The 19,274-nt window shown below is 41.9% G+C and carries 16 protein-coding genes and 1 pseudogene; 6 read left to right on the forward strand and 11 right to left on the reverse strand.

Annotated features, from left to right (window positions below):
* Positions 1-25: 25 nt before the first annotated feature.
* Both AB4507_RS12505 and AB4507_RS12510 read left to right on the forward strand, forming a co-directional pair.
* Positions 26-265 carry a hypothetical protein gene (locus AB4507_RS12505; protein WP_017061717.1) on the forward strand — a complete coding sequence of 80 codons (240 nt, stop codon included), beginning with the start codon at positions 26-28 and terminating at the stop codon, positions 263-265.
* 117 nt (positions 266-382) lie between these two features.
* Positions 383-697 carry a helix-turn-helix domain-containing protein gene (locus tag AB4507_RS12510; protein ID WP_017061716.1) on the forward strand — a complete coding sequence of 105 codons (315 nt, stop codon included), beginning with the start codon at positions 383-385 and terminating at the stop codon, positions 695-697.
* 75 nt (positions 698-772) lie between these two features.
* Here AB4507_RS12510 and AB4507_RS12515 read toward each other — a convergent pair.
* The 11 genes and pseudogenes from AB4507_RS12515 to AB4507_RS12565 all read right to left on the reverse strand — a co-directional run.
* Positions 773-1,138 (reverse strand): annotated as a pseudogene (locus tag AB4507_RS12515) (IS5 family transposase); the annotation flags it as partial.
* A 628-nt stretch (positions 1,139-1,766) separates the two neighbouring features.
* Positions 1,767-2,114 (reverse strand): hypothetical protein, encoded by a 348-nt coding sequence (locus AB4507_RS12520; RefSeq protein ID WP_137001854.1) that lies wholly within the window; start codon positions 2,112-2,114, stop codon positions 1,767-1,769.
* A 90-nt stretch (positions 2,115-2,204) separates the two neighbouring features.
* Positions 2,205-4,790, reverse strand: a complete 2,586-nt coding sequence (locus tag AB4507_RS12525; protein ID WP_102321097.1) for a DUF1566 domain-containing protein — start codon at positions 4,788-4,790, stop codon at positions 2,205-2,207.
* 202 nt (positions 4,791-4,992) lie between these two features.
* On the reverse strand, positions 4,993-5,712 hold the full coding sequence (locus AB4507_RS12530) for a hypothetical protein (protein ID WP_240800832.1): 720 nt from the start codon (positions 5,710-5,712) through the stop codon (positions 4,993-4,995).
* 395 nt (positions 5,713-6,107) lie between these two features.
* Entirely contained in the window at positions 6,108-6,905 is a 798-nt protein-coding gene (locus tag AB4507_RS12535) for an outer membrane beta-barrel protein (RefSeq protein ID WP_102321098.1), read from the reverse strand.
* Between the two features lies 1 nt (position 6,906).
* Positions 6,907-7,938: a hypothetical protein gene (locus tag AB4507_RS12540; protein WP_137001853.1), complete on the reverse strand. Its 1,032-nt coding sequence runs from the start codon at positions 7,936-7,938 to the stop codon at positions 6,907-6,909.
* Positions 7,938-8,660: a hypothetical protein gene (locus tag AB4507_RS12545; protein WP_102321099.1), complete on the reverse strand. Its 723-nt coding sequence runs from the start codon at positions 8,658-8,660 to the stop codon at positions 7,938-7,940. Before AB4507_RS12545 ends, AB4507_RS12540 begins: the two co-directional genes overlap by 1 nt.
* Before the next feature lie 10 nt (positions 8,661-8,670).
* A complete protein-coding gene (locus tag AB4507_RS12550) occupies positions 8,671-11,421 on the reverse strand; it encodes a TcfC E-set like domain-containing protein (protein ID WP_137001852.1) in 2,751 nt (916 codons plus the stop codon).
* Entirely contained in the window at positions 11,421-11,936 is a 516-nt protein-coding gene (locus AB4507_RS12555) for a hypothetical protein (protein ID WP_102321101.1), read from the reverse strand. The genes AB4507_RS12550 and AB4507_RS12555 overlap by 1 nt, the downstream gene beginning before the upstream one ends.
* 70 nt (positions 11,937-12,006) lie before the next feature.
* A complete protein-coding gene (locus tag AB4507_RS12560; RefSeq protein WP_102321102.1) occupies positions 12,007-12,519 on the reverse strand; it encodes a hypothetical protein in 513 nt (170 codons plus the stop codon).
* 452 nt (positions 12,520-12,971) lie between these two features.
* The gene (locus tag AB4507_RS12565) at positions 12,972-14,102 is read right to left on the reverse strand and encodes an ISAs1 family transposase (protein WP_065584519.1); all 1,131 of its coding nucleotides are present in this window, start codon (positions 14,100-14,102) and stop codon (positions 12,972-12,974) included.
* Positions 14,103-14,689: 587 nt separating this feature from the next.
* Here AB4507_RS12565 and AB4507_RS12570 point away from each other — a divergent pair.
* The 4 genes from AB4507_RS12570 (at position 14,690) to AB4507_RS12585 (ending at position 18,948) form a co-directional block, all read left to right on the forward strand.
* The gene (locus AB4507_RS12570) at positions 14,690-16,825 is read left to right on the forward strand and encodes an LruC domain-containing protein (protein WP_372182778.1); all 2,136 of its coding nucleotides are present in this window, start codon (positions 14,690-14,692) and stop codon (positions 16,823-16,825) included.
* Positions 16,826-16,836: 11 nt separating this feature from the next.
* On the forward strand, positions 16,837-17,472 hold the full coding sequence (locus AB4507_RS12575) for a hypothetical protein (RefSeq protein WP_017064433.1): 636 nt from the start codon (positions 16,837-16,839) through the stop codon (positions 17,470-17,472).
* Positions 17,473-17,678: 206 nt separating this feature from the next.
* Positions 17,679-17,993 carry a hypothetical protein gene (locus tag AB4507_RS12580; protein ID WP_017061706.1) on the forward strand — a complete coding sequence of 105 codons (315 nt, stop codon included), beginning with the start codon at positions 17,679-17,681 and terminating at the stop codon, positions 17,991-17,993.
* Between the two features lie 106 nt (positions 17,994-18,099).
* Complete coding sequence (locus AB4507_RS12585) at positions 18,100-18,948, forward strand: sulfurtransferase (RefSeq protein ID WP_017061707.1); 849 nt, start codon at positions 18,100-18,102, stop codon at positions 18,946-18,948.
* Positions 18,949-19,274: the final 326 nt, after the last annotated feature.

Genomic DNA, 19,274 nt, shown 5'->3' on the forward strand with positions numbered 1-19,274 from the left:
CAACACTAATAAAAGGTGCCTAAATATGCGTTCATTAATCTTTATTTCAACAGCAGTATTAGCAACTCTTATCTCTTTTCAGTCGGCGGCCGCAAATGTCACTGTGCGTTGGACAGGGAAAGTACCGACTTCTGACTGCGCTTCAAACCCTATTAGCAATCAAGTCGCGTTCAACTCACAAAGCGAACGTTGTAAGGTTGAACTTAAACAAACTGAAATAACTAATACAAAAACAGCAAATAAAATGGTTTCGTTTGATGTGTAATATGAAAGGAAAACCCATTAAGTAGGCATAATAGCCAGATTAATATTCAACCTGACCTTGCATGTAATCGCAGCAAATAAATAATACGGGTATGATAATTAAACTGGCTGTTTGTTTATGCACTTAATCTTACATAAAGGGTCGCTAAGAATTTCGCTAGCCGACCACCCAACGATAAAACCCATCCAGCTCACACTCAGTGAATTTTTAGTTCTAAAAGAGTTACTCACTCATCAAGGGGAGCATTTAACCAAACACCATCTACTAAAAATGGGATGGCCCAATTCATTCGTCTGTGACAATGCATTGAATATGGTGATCATGTCTTTAAGAAAGAAGCTTCTTAGGCTCGGTGGATGGATAGAAATCAATACCATTTACAAGATAGGTTATAGTTTAAATAAAACTGACAAAATATGTGTTTTGCAGTGAATTTAAACACTCCCGTCCAAAAACCAGCGCCGCCAACCTACAACTTGCCTTTGAATATGACCAATGCATTCGGTCAGTTGCATCAATGGCTAGGTGTTGTATCGCTCCTCTCGCTTTAGTCTTAAATGAGACCTCAACTTGCTTGGCTCTACGACTGATGCAGGTGTAATGCGGACAACTTAACGGCACATGGGCTAACCTAAATATCGAGTCGATAAATCCTTGCAGCGCTCTCAGTGGCATAGAAAAAACTCGTTTCACCATGAGTGCTGTCGTAATAGCTAAATCACTGAACCGACGTGGCCTCCCGCGCTTATTCTGTTTGCTTTGCGCCCACCCACTTATTGCTTCTTCATCGATCCAGAAGGTCAGAGAACCACGGTTAATGAGCGATTGGTTGTATTGCTTCCAGTTGGTTGTTTTGTAACAAGGTTTAGGCATAAGGCTACGAGAGAGTGGTGGTAGCTGATCAGATCGTAGGTTCTTGATTTAGTTCCATTGAATTACGCAACAAAGCCCCTGCCAATGCATACTATACGAGCGTTAAGCTCCGTTCTTGTCATTTTTGATAAGGCGACAACACTGAGTATATGTCAGCCTGATACGCACGAGACGTAGTTCTGATTGGATGGGTTGTTGCTGTTGACGTTGCCATAGTTGAGGTTCACGTTGTAGTAGTTGGAACCATTAGCCGTCGACGACCAGTAGTTGTTGTTGGTCGCCCAACCCTTCACGTTTGCACTTATTGTTTATACGGAGTGTTGCCTTTCGACTTGCCCCCCTTTATTACCTCTAATAAGGCCATAAGTGCCGATAACATACCAGGGCCCGCTCACCAATGCCGTAACAAAGGTGTTCTCTAGGCGCAGCAACGCTGCTATGTTCCCTGTTTTTAGCGTATCGCCTTATCAAAAACATTACTAAGGCTACCGTTCAGTCCAACGAATAACATCAAACAGCAACCTACCCTCTGGGTTAGATGTGTCCGGTGTGCATTCGTCTAGCTGGTGTACTAACCACTGTGGCATCCAAACTTTAGCGAAGCTGTTATCTATTTTTAGTCTAGGATTTAAGTCAGACCGTTCATGTACAGGTAAGTCGTTTTTGTGCGATAGATACCACTCTTCCCAATTAGACATATCGGCATAAAAACCAATGCTGATGATACCTTTTCGTCAGGAAACACCCCTACTTTTGCAAGGCTGCTTACAGGTAACCCGCCCGATAGAACACATTGTGACCCGAGTTTTTTAACCACTTTAGCTGACACTTTTAAAACAGGCAAAGAGGGGGGAGTGACCACCCACTGCTGCCATGCGAACAGCGCTTGATCATAAAAACGAACAAACATGCCTTCATGTATGCCGATAATTTTACCTTGTTGCTGACTAAGCTTGAGTTTTGTTTCAATATCCATATTAATCCTTACTGAGTTTAGAAAATAAACCGCTACCCTCTATAAAAAGAAAAAACGGCCCTGCGGGCCGCAAACTCTGAACGTTGAACCCTAAGAACCTGATACGCACGAGACGTAGTACTGACGGGATGGGTAGCTGCTGCCGACGCCGCCATAGGTGAGGCCCACGCTGTAGTAGTAGCCGGAACCATTAGCCGTCGACGACCAGTAGAAGTAGCCGGTCGCCCAACCCTTCGCGGTGTACATGTGACCAAAGTTATTAAAAAGACTCGTCAACTCATCTATATTTGCTAAAGCCCAATCATCTCTCCCGTTAAGCTCAAGTGTATTATAATGTTCACAAAGGCTATGTGCTTCAGTAACACTAAAAATTGCAAACGATCCTGAAGGACCATAAGGGATATTGTCAACATGACTACCGTAGTAATTACCACTATAGCCAACAGCGTTTAAAAAGCTCTCACTTGGAGTACCGGTAAACAACTTTCCATCGCTTTCCGCAATTTTAACACAGGCACCCGCGGCGTTTTGTTGATCATCATCCCCAACTTGGCCACCACACAAATAGGCATGAAAGGTAACTTGGCTAATCGCATTAGTCTGTGTATTGGTTGTTGTGGTGTAAGATGACGCCACATCAAAGGTCATGGTCGTTGTTGGGGTTTGATAGTTTGTATCCCACTTTACCCGCACTTTTTGCTCACCTGATTCATCGGTTTGAGTCGTTTCCGCTTCAAGGATAGGAGTAACCATTTCTGCGGTGTCTGGGTGCTGTTCTGTACTTACCACTGAAATGACTGAGTAACCTTCTACTGGGTTGCTATTTTGATCGGTCAAGGTCGCAGTAACCTGGCCACCTTCCACTGACGTATAAGGTACCGTGTCAATCGTTGCTTCTGATGACACTGCAGCCGTCTTTTCATCACCAATAAACTTAACTTCATAGTCTTGAGTAATGCCACCCACATCAAGGGTTAATGTGACGGTTTCCGCTTTTAAACTGGTTAAGCGAAACTCGGCAATACCATAGCTGTCTGTGGTAACGTTATCGCTGTCCAATGTCACATTTGGGCTAGAGACAGAAGCCGTCACAAGGGTATCTGGTCTTACTTCTTGACCGAGTTTTAACTCAACAAATACAGAACCAACATCAACTCCATCCGCGACAACTTCCGTGCTTGAGGTAGGCAATACAGTAATTAAACCTTGCTTAACACATGTCACATAATAAGCCGATGTTGGATCGACATCGCCTGTAAGGGTGCTGCCATCTTTAAGATCCACCCACTTAACCAGATCTGCTCCGTCATCATAAGCGAGGTATTGCGCTTTAACAGGCCAGTTATGTAACGCCTGAACATCGGTATCAGTGGCCATCAGCTTAAGTTGATCAAACGTCGGCACTGAACCACCGATGGTGTCGCAGTATGCTACGGCCGACGGATAACGAAAACCAGCCATATCAATCGCTGGGCTGTAGCCATCATCGTTCAGTTTTATATCATAAGGCGAGCCTTGCCCGGCTGCATCAAGTGCGGTGGGTGGTCCAATATAGAGATCCAACAAATGAGAAATGTCGTCCCATTTTGATGACTGATTAGGATCGGTCACTTCAACACGAATCAAACCCATGTCATACACTCCATTATGATCACTAACCGCAAAACTAATATAGTGGTAACCTGGTTGTGACGCTTGAAAGACGATCGTTTTATTCTGAGTGTCCAGTGGATCTTTAGGTACCGCTTTTGCGTTAAACGATTCAACATACACCAATTGATAATCATCACTATCGTCCGAGGAAACAAAGCCGCTGATGTCGATTTCTTCATCGGTCAATACGTTGACAACAACTGGATATACAATATTATCGTCAATCGTAAAACCTTGGTTAGCTTCGTAGCCCACCGCAACATCTAAAACCCCCATCAGCACAAGGCCATTAACCGAGTCTTCTAACGTATAAAGAACACGGTCAATGCCGGTAAAACCTGACGGCGGGGTATAATCCATAGTCTGGTCATCTGTACTATTTATTTGAACTGAGCTCGAGCGACCGTACGGTAGTGTAAGCTCCGTTAATACAAACTCGTCACCTAACGTAAAGCCGACTTTCTCCAATTCGTCCTTCAGTAAAACACTCACATCTTCATTAATCAGTGTTGTTGCACTTACTGGAACCAGTTCGGTTGAGCTAGGATTACTACTTACCGCAATGCGCGTAACCGCAGAACTCGAACCTTCTGAGCTACTACTATCACTCATTGGCGCTTCAGCCATACGGCTCATTGGCGACAATGTTTTAGGAGTCACATGATATCGATAGTCACACACCTTGGTATCAAAGGCCTGAATTACAAACCCTGTTTCCGTCATACTTTCTACTTGGCAGCTATCATCATTAGACAAGACCTCGACTTCACTCAGCGCAAAGCCACCACCCGTTGATGAAAATACCTTTGACGACAGGTCAACCTCGAACGATTCAGCATAGCCAGTCGAGTAGGTAGCATTTTGAGCGGAAAGCGTCGCGCTTTGAGTATTAGGGGAAACACTTGCTGAGCTTCCGGCACTTCCTTCACTGCCCTCTCCACCACACCCAAAAAGGGTAAGCGTAGTAGCGACGACAAAACCCAGGGGAATGCTTCCTCCTGGCTTATTGCTTAAAAGGTTCATATTACTTCTCTTTACTTTTTATTGATTTCAAAATTGATTTTATGATTTGTATTTAATGTTGTATTGGGCATTTACACTTTGCTGATAACAGTGATGCCATGTAGGCTAAAATTAGCACTGAACATGGGTAATGAATGCTGATCGTCCTTGATTAGCATTCATCATTGAAGGCCTATAATTATGTCTATTTTCAGCGTTCCTATTACTGAATAGGCAGTTGCATCTCTTTAGAGTATTTTTTATCGTAAGATGTTACGGTTACATTAAGTTGTTCACTTTGCGTATATTCCGCAAGAGAAAACGTTTTATCCCGACCAGATACAACAGTGAACTTTTGTTTACATTGCGTATTATTTTCTGTTGTACATGAGTTAACATAAACATCAATTAGCGTATTACTATTATTATCGATGCGTAAATTCTCGCCCTGATTGTAAATCTTATAATCAAAACTTGGCTTTGTCGTAGGCAGAATATAAACCGGTGAAAAACCATAGTTTATCTCGACACCGTGAATTTTCTCTCCCTCTTCTTTATAACGACTAGGAGTAAATGGCAGCATAAACATCAAATCTTTGCTGTTATCGCAAGACGTGTTGTGACATAAGCTACGAACACCCACGTCTTTCTCTTCACCAGGTCTTAAAACTAATCTTGGGTGCGTAAGAGATATTTTCCAATCATCTAGATTGTTTCTTGTATAACTATTACGAACGATTTTTTCGCCATCAATAAACTGAATTTCTTGTACTTTTCCATTAACAAAAATCGGGTGAGACTCATCATTAATAAGTGTCACGACACCATTGCCCTTTTTATCCGCGACGACAATCATCTTGTCGACATTAAAAGCATTGGCAGCAGTAGAAGTCATTGCTGAACAAATTGCGAATACTGTTAATAGATTATATTTAATTTTCATATTTCTCTCTACTAAAAATAATAAATTTTAGGATACTACTCGTCTATTTTGCTCAGCGCGTATATAACACCAAGTGCGAAAAGAATGAGTACATACATGTTTAAAATATTTGGTCCGATCATTACTCCGCTCTCTTATATTTGACCTTCATGCATATAATTGAGGTATTAATTAGCATATTTGCGAGCCCAAACGATAAAAGGTGAGTAGCTCGATTGGTGAGCAGTATCGCGCATTCGGATTTAAAGGTATTGGGCACTCTTGAATTTCAAAAACGCAAGATGCGAGATAGCTAAACAAGTGTAGATATCATTTACATTGGCGAGATACTCTCTGCTACAAACAAAGAAACACTGCCAAAAAATTGGCAGTGTTTCTGTTTCAAGGAAGGCAACTTAATCTAAACAGCTAACTTTCGGGTAAAGTATTTTCTCTTCAGGGTAAATCAAATTCAAATCACGATTATTAAGATTTGGATTTGCTTCGACTAATTCATCAAGTGAGCTATCAAATGCTCTTGCAATTCGGTGCAAATAGTCGCCAGGAACCACTCGGTATTCAACTAAACGCTGCTGACACGATGGCGCCTTCTTAATTGGGACAATAGACGCCAATTGGGTTTTCGGCCTTGATACTTGGGTCGACTCTTCAACAAGCTGGTCAACATTGGGCCTTGGGTTAATATCTGAAAGGCCTTCTGCGGCTTCATTGCTTGAAAAACGATAAACCAACAGTGCATTAAATGCGTATAGATCGTCTTGTTGACGAGCTAAATCAAAGACGCCTTGGTAACCAAGGTCGGCGCTCCAATTTTTACTCAATTGGTATTTAAGACCAAGCGATGCCGTAAAATTGGTGTCGTCACTAGAAAACGCGCCCCCGACTCCTGCATACAAGGAGGCAAATTCACTGACGGGTAGCAATAAGTCGGTTTCAACCATTACCGCACGTAAACTATCTATTTCCGAATCAGAAAAAGCAGAATAATCAGCATAGCCAAGTTCAAATAGTACGTTTTCACTAATGTTATATCCAACCGCCGCCTTATAACCAAGTGCTTCAGTCTGTCCCATGTTGTCATCAAATGCAGAAAACGTCATGCCACCACTCATCTGGATAGGCAGCTCCTCTGCTGATACACTTATGGATAAGAACACAGCGATAATCGATGACATTAAGTTCATTTTTTTCATCTTAAATACCAGGCTCCAACATGATCGTTACTTCATCAAAATAATCTCCGGAAACAGCAGAACTGCCCTCAATATCGTAATCAAAGTCTAAAGTAAAGTTAATACTTGTTTGCACTCCAGCTCCTTCTGAAATAGCCGTTGTTTGATACATTAATTGTCCTTCATCAACTAAGTTACCAGAGCTGCACTGATCGCAATGAATGCTGTAAGGAATAACCACACCAGGGTTACTTGAATTAACCAATTCGTATGACTGTAAGGGCATTGTTAAAACAATTCCGTCATTAAAATAGCCGTTCGCTGTAATATCAAATGACGTTGTCGATGTTATTCTTTTGCCAATTGTGTCGTAGACTGGCGTCATGACACCATCTCCACTTACAAAAACACTGTCGAGTTGAACAGGCTGATAATCAAATGAAAACAACATCACTTCATTGATGTTGCGATAAGTCATAATGCCGTCATTTTCATAGTAGTAACGAATATTTACCGGCACTGAAGCTGAATATTGCCCCTCTGGTAGCCCACTTAATGCCGACACTATTTCATTTTCGTTAATATCGAAAATAGGTCTCAGGAAAATAAATGGGCTCGATTTTTGTTTATTAATTAATCGAACAGACGAAACACAGTTTGGACCTTCAACAGTCACAATCGGTAGTGACACTTCATCAAATGAGCACCCACCACCTACCGTATTCGCTGACTGGGCAAATTCAATTCCAGTAGTATTGTATTGAACGCCCGATATATCGATCGATATTGACGGTGAAGTATTCCCATTTCCCCCAATTAAAGTCATCTCTGTTGGAGGTGTACCCGAAAATGTCGCGGCCGCCCAAGCTTCTGAAGCCTGCAACATAGGAGGAGTTTCCCACGTACTTGGCAGCATTTTACCATTGTAACGTGTCACATTGTCCCAACGAACACCACCAGCCTTCACTTCCGCGCGAACTTCAAACGCAGCTTGAGCCATGCTTGTCGTCATTAATGCAATAAACGCTACAATATATAGGATAGGTCTAGGCATTATATTTTACCTCTCGTCACCATTTCTTTCTTTGAATAGCTTCTGTCGTGAGATGTCACGGTAATGGTCAACTCGTTATTTCGCATAGTTTCGGTTAAAGGGAACGTCTTATTCCTTCCCGATACAACCGTAAATTTTTGTTTGCATTGGGCTTTGTTTTCAGCAACACATGCATCTACAAAAAAATTGAGCATGGTATTACTTTTATTTTCGACTCTAAGGCTATCACCGTTGTTGGTTAATTCGTAAGAATAATTCGGTTGTGTTGTAGGAATAATATAAACAGGTGCGAATCCGTAATTAATTTCCACACCACTCACTACTTCACCAGGTCTGTATTTACTTGGAGAAAAAGACAGCATAAACATCAAATCTTTTGAATTATCGCATGCAGCGTTGTGGCATAAACTACGTATGCCAATGTCTTTCTCTTCACCAGGGTTCAAAACTACCTTCTGGTGCGTTAATGACACCTTCCAATCGTTTAAGTTGTCTCTTGTATATTGTTTTTTTTCTACCTGTTCTCCATCAATAATATTTATTTCATCCACCTTTGCTTGGATAAAAATTGGGTGAGACTCGTCGTTGGTTAACGTAACGATACCGTTCCCTTTATCATCAGAGACAATAACCATTTTATCTACCGTAAAAGCTTGTACACTTATAGATAACAATATAGCGGTGAGTGATACTAAATTTAGTAGAACTTTATTGGATTTCATTTCCCACTCCTTAATTAACTTGTGCGACTGGGTATGTAATGGCGTTGGTGCGATAAAGTCGCTTTGCCAACAGTTTTAACTGATCGATATCTCTTTTATGAAGCGCTATTGTTTCCGCCATGTTTATAGATTCATGCGCTATATAAATTGCCTTAAACGAACCCACTTCTTTCTGAATAATTCGATAACCGTGTGACTCGAGCTTTTTAAGCGCTTTATTCAGTTCAATCGAGCTTTCGTATGCACCTAAATACATCGCTTGTAGTCGTTCATCTGCATCAATCAAATCTATCTGCTTTTCTTGAGCTATTGGCAAACAATAGTTTTGACCAAAGTTCATCTGATTTGTTGAAGTAAATTCATAAGGCAGTAAGCATTGGCTTTCTTTCGCTGACAATTCAAAGTTCATGCCTTCCAATACGGTTACTCTATAAACACCGTCGGCCATTTCATTGACTTCAATACAACCTTCTCCATGACACTCCACTTCTGTAATCGGCTGTTCTGATATGTCATTAAAGGCGCTGACAAACGAAACGACGCGACTAACTCTTGGCTCAATAGAAGCAACCGTACCTGGGTGTGTAAACACGGTTACGTTACTATCACCAGAGTTGTAAAGATCAACGCTCTCTGAATCAAATTTCGCACGATATTGACTATAGTCTTCCAAAGGCACAATTGTTTCATCGTTATATACGATGAACTTACTGTTGTTTCGCCCTTCTTTTTTAAGAGAGAAGTAACCTTTTTCATCAAACGTCTGCTCTGTATTCTGCGACTGATGAATATCGACAAGCGTATAAGACATTGCCGCTTTATCGGTAATATAAACGCCGTCTGTCGTCACGATTTGAGTGCTAGACAAGCCAGCATTGATACCACTCGTGCCATTGGTGGACGTATGGGCGGAGGCATTCATTCGAGCGTATTTAGTCGTGCCACTGGTCGCCAATAACGCATCTTGATACATATCATCCTGTTGTCGATCGTAGGTGTTACTCACCTCAAGCGACGTATTAAAGGAGTCTGAGTCAATTAACTGATTTCGTCTTACTGTTGTTTTAAATTGATTAATGTCATCACTATCACTCGTCAGGCCCACGATAGTTTCTACTGTGTCTGACAACGGGACACTCCATAACAAATTAACTGATATGTCGTCCGTCGCCTCAGAGTAATCGACGTTAATATTAACTCGCGAATCTAAAACTGTGGGCGTGCTGTAACCAACGGAAATAAACTGCTGTTCCTGTTCATCCGAGTTACCTAAATTGTCTAACTGCTTGTCGTTATTAAGCGAGTAAACCGCATACATAGATTGTCCACCGCGGAAGCTGTACGAAGAATTCAACGATAGACGTGAATAATCGGCATATCCGTACATATAAGAAGCAACTGGATCACCAAGTTCATTATCGAGAGACTCATAAGATAGACTTAAATAAGGGATACCGATATTAGCATTAAAGTGAGATGCGTCTTCGAATTGGCTGTACACAGCTTCAGTACTCAAATCCCAATCAATCAGATTGTATGCACCACCAACGGTGTACATTGTGCCACTGTCCGTGACCAAGCCGCCCAAGCCTACTTGCAACGAACGGGTGAGTTGGTAGTTAGCTAATGCCTTGCCATAAACATCGTCTTCAATATTTTGAATGCCATGTTCCGTGTAGTCGTAATGGCTTCCTGAAAACATACCCGCAGTGGCAACGAAATCCACTTCCCCCTGAGTCAGAGAGTCACCTTTGGTGTTATATACTTGATAAGTCTGGGTATTAACAACTTGCCCACCACTTGTCACCTCAAGTACAGCTTCATAGCGACCAGATGGTAACTTGCTGTAAGGAATTGAGTTCTGCCCTTCTGGTACGTTATCTTGAAAAATCAATCGACCATCACGAAGAACTTGTACACCGCCACTTGTTGGCGCATAAAAGCTCAATACTTTGTCGTTATTATGTCCGCCTACGAGCAACTTTTTAGAGGTACCTACCGTGAGCGAGTTTTGAGCAACTCGAGCGGTGTTATTCAGGAAGTCAGTTGAGTTAACCTCTGGCTCAAATTCAAAATGACCCGCTTTTATTGAGTAAGAATCGATATCTAAATGATATGCCGCTTCATACAATTCAGAACCGTTATCACTGTTGTTGGCATTGAAATCAGTTTTGAGGTATCCGTAAGGTAGCCCCAGTGTCGTTTCATTATTTAAAGAAACGATTGAGTCTTGATCTTGATATTCACTCACGTACAGATCAAATGAATTGATTAACCCATTGTGTTGACTCAGAGACGAGTGGTATACCAGTTCTTCATCGAGATTCGAGTATGACAACACCTGTGGAGATACAAAAAGATAGACTTCTTGATCGTTATAGTTATGAACGATCTCAAACGTTTCTGGGTACAACTCACACTCATCGAGCTTACCTAAACACTCAGACTGATCTTGTATGCCAACCATTAATTGATCTATGATCTTCTGCTGGTACTCAGCCGACACTGTATTATCATTTAAATAGTCAGATACCTGTGCGATCGCTTTTTTATTATTCGAGTCTAATTTTAACGTGTTAAACGACGTTAAAAATGGGATCGGTGAAGTAAGGGAACCATCTAAGTTACGTATACGGACTGTTGACTCTTTCAATTCAAACAGTTCTTCAAAACCTTCAAGAACATTTTGACTATAACTTGAATACGAATACACAGGCAATAACACTAAAATTGCCATTGTTATGAGTTTGAACCTGAACATTATATATCTACCTCTATATTGAACTCTATCTCACCATTACACCTCTCCGCTTGGCCCGCTGTGATGATATCTTTAAATGACTGAAAACTTAATATAATGTCATGCTCACTATACTTATTGTCGCCATCATTTAAATTGAAATTTGAAAAAGAGACGGATTCACCCTCTGACAAACTTTTCCCGTCAATCGTTAATGTAACGAAATCATCCTGAACATTGCTCACTCCAGAGTAGTCCGTACAAATTGACGTATTTTTTGTTAACGTTGAAATATAAGGAATATCCGAAGACTCAAAAGGTATATCTGTTTCAATTCTTAATGTGGTATTAACATCATCAAATTTTGTTTTGTCTTGATTTGACGTCAACTCCAGAACTGCCGGAATAAATTCAACAGAATTAATTGAATTTGTATAAAGTTTGCCTACATCGAGGCTCGTAGTAATGTAAAGCACTTTGAAATCGGCGTTGGCATTCATACTCATGAAAGCCAATAGTATTAAAACTTTTTTCATATTGACTACCATCGTAGAGAAATAAGGCTCGTAATTACTACGAGCCTTTGAATCGGGAATTTTCTACAAATTAAACAAGGTCAGCCATAACCGTTACTGATGCTTGAACAGTAGTTCCACCTACTTCAGATTCAGGTAATACAGCAGTCTGCTTAACTTTAGTTGAAATAGTTTCTTCACCAGAAACAACATCACCAACGGCTACTGGTGCACCATTTACATTAATCTCAACAGCTTGAGATGGGTTTGCCACACCGTCAAAAGCTACTGATGCATCAACTAGAGTCCAGTTAGCTGAAGCTAATGCACCAACAACAGGAGTAACAGCATCACCATCATTTAAGTGAGACTCAAGTACGATAGTATCTGATTCAAACACACCGTCTGAGCTTGGAGTGATAGTACCGTTAAGCGCTGTTGTATCACCTCCTAGGCCAGTGATGATAAGTGCATCTGATGCGCTAGTTGTTGGAACAACGCCGTTCCATATAACAGTAGCATTTGAAGATGCGTTAGCACCTGCACTTACTGCCATACCCATAAGAAGAACTGATGCTAGTGCGCTTTTTTTGAAGTTAAACATTTTACTTTCCTTTAAAGATTAAATATTTCATAAATTAGTAATCCCGCTCCTGCGTTTAAATTTGTTAACGCTCATCGGTGACAGGACGAAATAAATTATGCGGAACACTGGAAAAGAAATATTGGGCATTTGAAAATTCCATTTGCCGAAAATGCCGATTCGATAAAACCATCAACAGTAAAGCTAGTAATACCTACCTTCGTTTTATCTACATCTATAATAAAAACCTGCCCGATAAGCTATAGTTTAAATTCTAATAAAAGAAGATTGAATTACATAAGCAATCGAACAATACTTACCATAATAGAGATTATCGAGGACAAAGAATGCCACTCACGTTTGCACACTTCTTAGAACAAGCCAGAAAGGAGCGAGGTTTAACACAGCAGGAGATGCTTGAGTTACTGCTTGAGGCCGACCCGACATTGTCTAAGCTCGACCTCAGGGCAAGATTACGAAGCCCCTTGCCCTGCAAGGACTTGCGAAAGGTAAGCGTTATTGCGGTTCGCTTTTTTCTGCTTTCTTTTGATCCCTGCTTTGAAGCTGATTTCTTCCGTCAGCAGATTTAAAGCTATATGTCTTATAACTGCTAAATTCTCACCGGCTTGCTCTCGACGTATCCGACATTCATCTTCTTTAAAACCAACGTCTAATCGCCAGTGCATCTGATTTTCAATGCTCCAATGTGCTCGCGTGCTCTCTAGTAAAGCTTTAGCCGTTAGTTTTGCTGAGCTTATGTAGTGCTTGATTTGCATTGTTTCTGCTGGCTTATCACCTTCTTGACGAATTGAAACGACCATACCAATTGTGGAGAGTTCAGCCCAATCAAACGCTATATAGCCTAAGAAATCTGTATTGTGAACAACCATACTCAAACGCGTTTCTGTACGACCATGCCCTTTCTCTTGAGTGACGTATTTATCACCTTCAAAACTATTAATCATACTAGAATTAAACACTTGGCTAATCGCTTGCTCCAATCGTTTTTGATTACCTTTTACCGCTAAGAGATAATCTGCATCTTGAGCGACTATCTTTTCAGCTATATCCTTCTGGCATCCCATAGCATCAATAGTCACTAAACAACCTCGCAAGGAAAGCATTTCAAGCAGTTCAGGGATCGCTTTTATTTCATTGCTTTTATCCGCAGTCTTCACTTGTCCTAGTACAACTTGGTTTGCTGCACTAAAGGCACTAACCATATGGATTGCACCACAACGCTTGTCTTTGTTGTATGTGCCTCTGAGAGTTTTGCCGTCGATAGCAATCACTTCACCCTCTGTCGTCTCATGACAGTCTTTCATCCACGCAGTAAAGCATCGTTGCAGTTGCTTGGCGGAAATAAGATTGATAACTCGGGCAATGGTATCGTGTACTGGTATGCCTTGTTTGAAATCACCATACTGCCTAAGCCATTCCAAGTTATCTTCACCAAAATCTTCAATATCCTCCCAACCTTCAGCACCAGCAATCACTGCTGCAATTGTTAAGAAGATAATGTCGGTTAGCGTGTGCTCTATTTTCCAAGCTTGGCGAGGGTCTCGAATAACTGAAATATGGTCCAAAAGGCTTAATCCATTCATTATGGCTAAATATCTGCTGTTAAAAAACAGTATATGATCACACCTAAATCTGATCATCAAATCGATCTTGAATGTATTGAATGTATTGAATTTGTTGTGACTTCAGTGTACAAATTAGTGGAAACATCACTTCACGCTACCCCTTATTCCATATGGGTTTTTCATGATCTTGCCCTGGGGTATTCCCTTTATGAATCAAACTCAGATTGTGAATTGATTAACAAAGGAAAGAGTTTACCGTTTGGAGGAGTAAAGGTTTATGGCAAGCATTTTCGATATGTCAGAATAAAAGCTAACGCTGAAAGCATTTTAGCATCCAAAGTGGTCTCAGATATTGTTCCATTCACGAGTGAATACATACAGAGCCTATTAGACAATCACTCGTAATTACCGCCTAAGCTCTTGTATCCTTAGCTCTAATCAAATAGAAATATAAAGGCCTTTGGCTATTTGGATGGCACACTTTCATATTGACACTCAAATTGGAAACTGAACTCGATAAATAATAAAAACCCATTAAATCAAATGCTTAAAACTGGCACGTAACTTGATTGAATATCTAGACCTTCCATCACAAGGATGTAGATATGAGAATTACAACGTTAAGTTTGCTATTAAGTGCCCCTCTAGTCGCCAACGCAGCGCCATTCGATACCTGCCCTAGTCAAGCATACCTCTTTCAGTCGAAACCCGTTGAAGTTTGGGGTGTAAACCTAGTAACAGGTTCAACCACACTGTTAGAAGACGATACGGGTATGAATGCCAATATCAATGGTGTCGGTTTCGACTTTCAAGACAGATATATTTATGGCTATGACACCACCAACAAACGTTTAGTGCGTCTTGGTCAAGACTTCCAAGCAGAAGTTATCAATACCAGTGGCTTACCAACCGATCACACTTTCTATGTCGGCGACGTCTATGACCATGTTTACTACTTGTATCGTACAGGTAAGGGACTATTTACTGTTGACCTCTCTCCTTTAGACTCTGATCCGAATGCGACCGTCACGGTCAACAAAATCGCAGGCAGCCCTGCAACTGTAAAACTGACTGATTTTGCTTTCCATCCAAGTGATGGCTCTTTATATGGTATCGACAATAACTCGGGTGGCTTGTACAGCTTCAACCCAACTACAGGTGCAGAAACCTATATTGGTGATACCGGAGAAACAGGGACGTTTGGCGCAGGTTATTTTGATGTAAACGGCTACTATTACGTATCTCGAAATCAAGACGGTAAGATCTACCGTATCAACCTATCCCCAGATAACGCTGCAAACATCGCTGCAGGTGTCGTTCCTGCTGTAGAGTTCGTATCGAATGGCCCTTCTTCGAATCAAAATGATGGTGCTCGCTGTGCGAATGCGCCTGTCGTAGATGAAGATTCCAACATCGACTTCGGTGACGCTCCAGATACCTATCTAACGTTATTAGCAAGTAACGGTCCTCGACATGAACTAGATGGCGTGACTTGGTTAGGTACAGACGCGCCCGACGCCGATCTTGACGGCTACGTAACACCGCAATCGGATGAAAGCGTGGGTATTGATGATGAGTGGGCGAACGGTGGTATCGGTTTTGTAACCGCACTTGAAGCTGGTCTTGATTCAAAAGTGGTGATTGAGGCTTCAACAACCGGTTACCTTTCGGCTTGGATAGATTGGAACCAAGATGGCAGTTTCGATGGCGCCAACGAGCAAGTATTTACCGATTACCTGTTAGATACGGGTGAAAACGATCTGTTCCTAAATGTCGATATCAACGCTCTGACCGGTACGACGTGGGCTCGCTTTAGATTCAGTCAACAAACCAACCTAAGTTACTTTGGCGGTTCAACCTCTGGTGAGGTGGTCGATATTCAAGTCGATGTTCTTAACGATGGTGCCACTGCTCGTTACTTCCCAAGTGCTTCTGGTTACGCAACGCTCGCGTACGAAGATAACTGGCCATATAAAGCAGATTACGACATGAACGATGCTGTTCTTATGTATCGCATTACTGAGATCCTTAAAGATGGAAAAGTCGTTAAGTCCACTATCGACGGCCGCCTAGCTGCTGTCGGGGCAACGTACAGAAATGGTTTTGCTGTTCGACTTCCTAACCTAGACCCGAGCTTAGTGAGTAATGGCAGCTCTTACATGAAACACAACGGTGTATTCACTGACCTTGACCTAGAAGATGGACGTAGTGAAGCAATCTTTGTTATCGCCAATGACCTGACAGAAAAAATCAGCACTGGCTGTACCTTCTACCGCACCAGTAATGGATGTAAAGAGGATGAGCAGTTCTCATTCCAAATTGGTATTACTTTAGCCGGTGACGGTGTGAGCACAGGCAGCTGGACCGATATGCCTTACGACCCGTTCATTTTCGCAACGCCTGGTTATTATCACGGTGAAAACCTACCTCTACATCCAGGACGCAGCTGGGAGGTTCACTTGCCAGACCAAGCTCCAACCGAAGCATTTGATACCACTAACCTCTTTGAAGCTGGTTTAGGCGTCGATGACAGTAATCCATCAACAGGTAAATACTTCAAAACAGTAGAAAACCACCCTTGGGCACTAATAGTGACTTCGGATGACGAATGGGAGTGGCCTTTAGAGTACGTCGATATTGTTACCGCTTACCCAGAGTTTAAAGAATACGCAGAATCCGGCGGTGAAACGAACCAAACATGGTACCAATCACCTGCAGACAACCAACGTTACGAACCATAAGGAGAGACGTTATGACTATTCACACTAAACAATATCGAGACAATCATTGCGTTGATTCAAGTCGCAATCTCTTTGAGGAAAAACGTATGTCTGTACAAAGCACTTGGAACATCAAGAAGTCACTAGCCGTTATTTTAGCTGCAGCGCCATTAGTATTAGCCGGCTGTGGAGGCGGTGGGGGTGGGGGCGGAAGTACATCTACGGCATCACCATCTACACCCTCGACACCTGCAACTCCGTCGAATCCGGTAACAGCAACGACTCCGGTAACAGCAACGCCTTCGCCGTCTCCCGCGACAAGTGCGGTAGCAGCGCAGAGCTATACGATGAGTGATTTGGTGGTACCTGATGGATTTGACTACAACTCTGTTGAACAGTTTGATCTCAACATTGACATCAGCAGCATTTCGACAGACCGTTCTTTTGTGACCGTTTATAGCCGCTTTAGTACAAGAGATGACTCAACCTTGAAGCCGGATTACTCCAGCAAGGTCATTGCGGGCCCACTAGATAACGGTGTGTTCGCCTCCAACTTTGCAGCACCAGTAAACCATGACGCACTCTTGATAGAGATTTGGTTTTACGATGGTCAACCTCCATTGCAACAAGTGGTTTCTAGCGGCGACTCTCAGATTGTCTGGCAGTAAATTGTTTAACAGCAGGTAACTTGTCGTTAGCGAGATCTCTGACGAAACAGAGTCAAAATGGATTGTTTGTAAGTAGGAAGTGAGCAGAAATGCTCACTTTTTTATTTTCGTCGAAGAGCAGTTAATTCAGCTTTCTTAGCGAGTAGCATTCACTTTACCACCAACCTCACTTATATTTTTAACATAACCTTCAAAGACTTACTCTCATGAAACAGTTAAAAATAGGTCTATTTATCTTAATGTGTGGCGTAGGCGTGTTAGTTGCCCTTGCCTATTTCCCGCTAACATCAGAGACGGGGCAACGTATTCAAGCCAAAGTAATTTCGAACACGCTTACTCAATCCTTAGATGGGCACAGGCGTTATCTGACGGTTCAGACAAAAGATAATGACGTATTTCGGCTCTCTATTGCTCCTACCACAGACTGCCCTATTGATTCTGTGGTCGCGCTTGATACATTAAACAATCAAATAACCGGACAAAGCAGTTATCAGTTCATCCACTGTCGAGCTGCACAGTAGCCATCGATGCAACAACGGTATTCGTAAAGCAACTGTATTCGCAAAAGCAACAGTAATCGCTAAAACAGTAAGAATCGCTAAAACAACAAGAATGGATATAACAATAATGAATCAGCCACTCATCTCACCACAACAACTTCAACAACGTTTGCTAGCAGAAGACAATATCATCATCCTCGACGCCAGCATCGAGTTTCAAATTCCAAGCGAGTCAGAAAAGATCAAAGGACAAATGATTCCTGGTGCTATTCGTTTTGACTACGACAAAGACTTTTGTAACAAGCACACTCTGCTTCCTCACATGTTTCCGAGCGAAAAACACTTCAACACTCGCACAAAAGAAATTGGCATCAATCAAGACAGTACGATTGTGGTTTACGATAACTCCGGAACCTTCGCTTCTCCTCGTGCGTGGTGGATGTTTATGGCAATGGGACACAACGACGTATTCATCTTAGATGGCGGTTTGCCAGCTTGGATCGAAGCCGGTTACGCGACCGAGACTGACTATCGCACCGAAGTAAAAGCGGGCAATTTTGAAGGCCATATTCAAGACAACTACTTTGTCAGTGCTCAGCAGATTGAAGGTTACTCAACTGACAAGAGCGCAAACATTGTAGATGCTCGTTCTCAAGCTCGTTTCGATTCAGAAGTTCCTGAACCACGTGAAGGCTTGCGTAGTGGCCATATACCGAATTCTATTTGCCTACCATTTGCCCAAGTACTCAAAAACGGCAAGTTAAAGTCCCAAGAAGAGCTTATTGATATCTTTTCAACGCTAGAATTAACGCCTTCTCAACCTATGTTCTTTAGCTGTGGCTCTGGCGTAACAGCTTGCATCATATTATTAGCCGCTAAACTCGCTGGCTATAACGGTGAAATGGGTGTTTACGATGGTTCATGGACGGAATGGGGTGCTAACGACAAACTCCCTATCGCCGTGACTAAAAAGTAATTCAACTTCGCTTAATGCAACTATTAGAATATACTGCGCATGCATAAAGAGCTTACTGATAATGATGGCTCCACGTCTCATGAAGTAAGCCTCTATGTCGCAGTTAACGCTATGTTCATTTGAGACCAAGACTCGATTCACGCCGTTTGATTTGTAACCCACATCAACTTGCTAACCATAATTCGTGATTAATCATAAACTAATCGTTATCGACGTTATGAATACTAATTTTTCACTCAAGAATCTCTGCTCGTAGTCGTTACACTATTTAATCATTAATACTTTCATCATTGATGTTTGTATTTTTCGTTGCATGAATCGCGCTG

The organism is Vibrio sp. 10N.222.54.A3 (assembly GCF_041474095.1).
Taxonomy (GTDB): Bacteria; Pseudomonadota; Gammaproteobacteria; order Enterobacterales; family Vibrionaceae; genus Vibrio; species Vibrio crassostreae_C.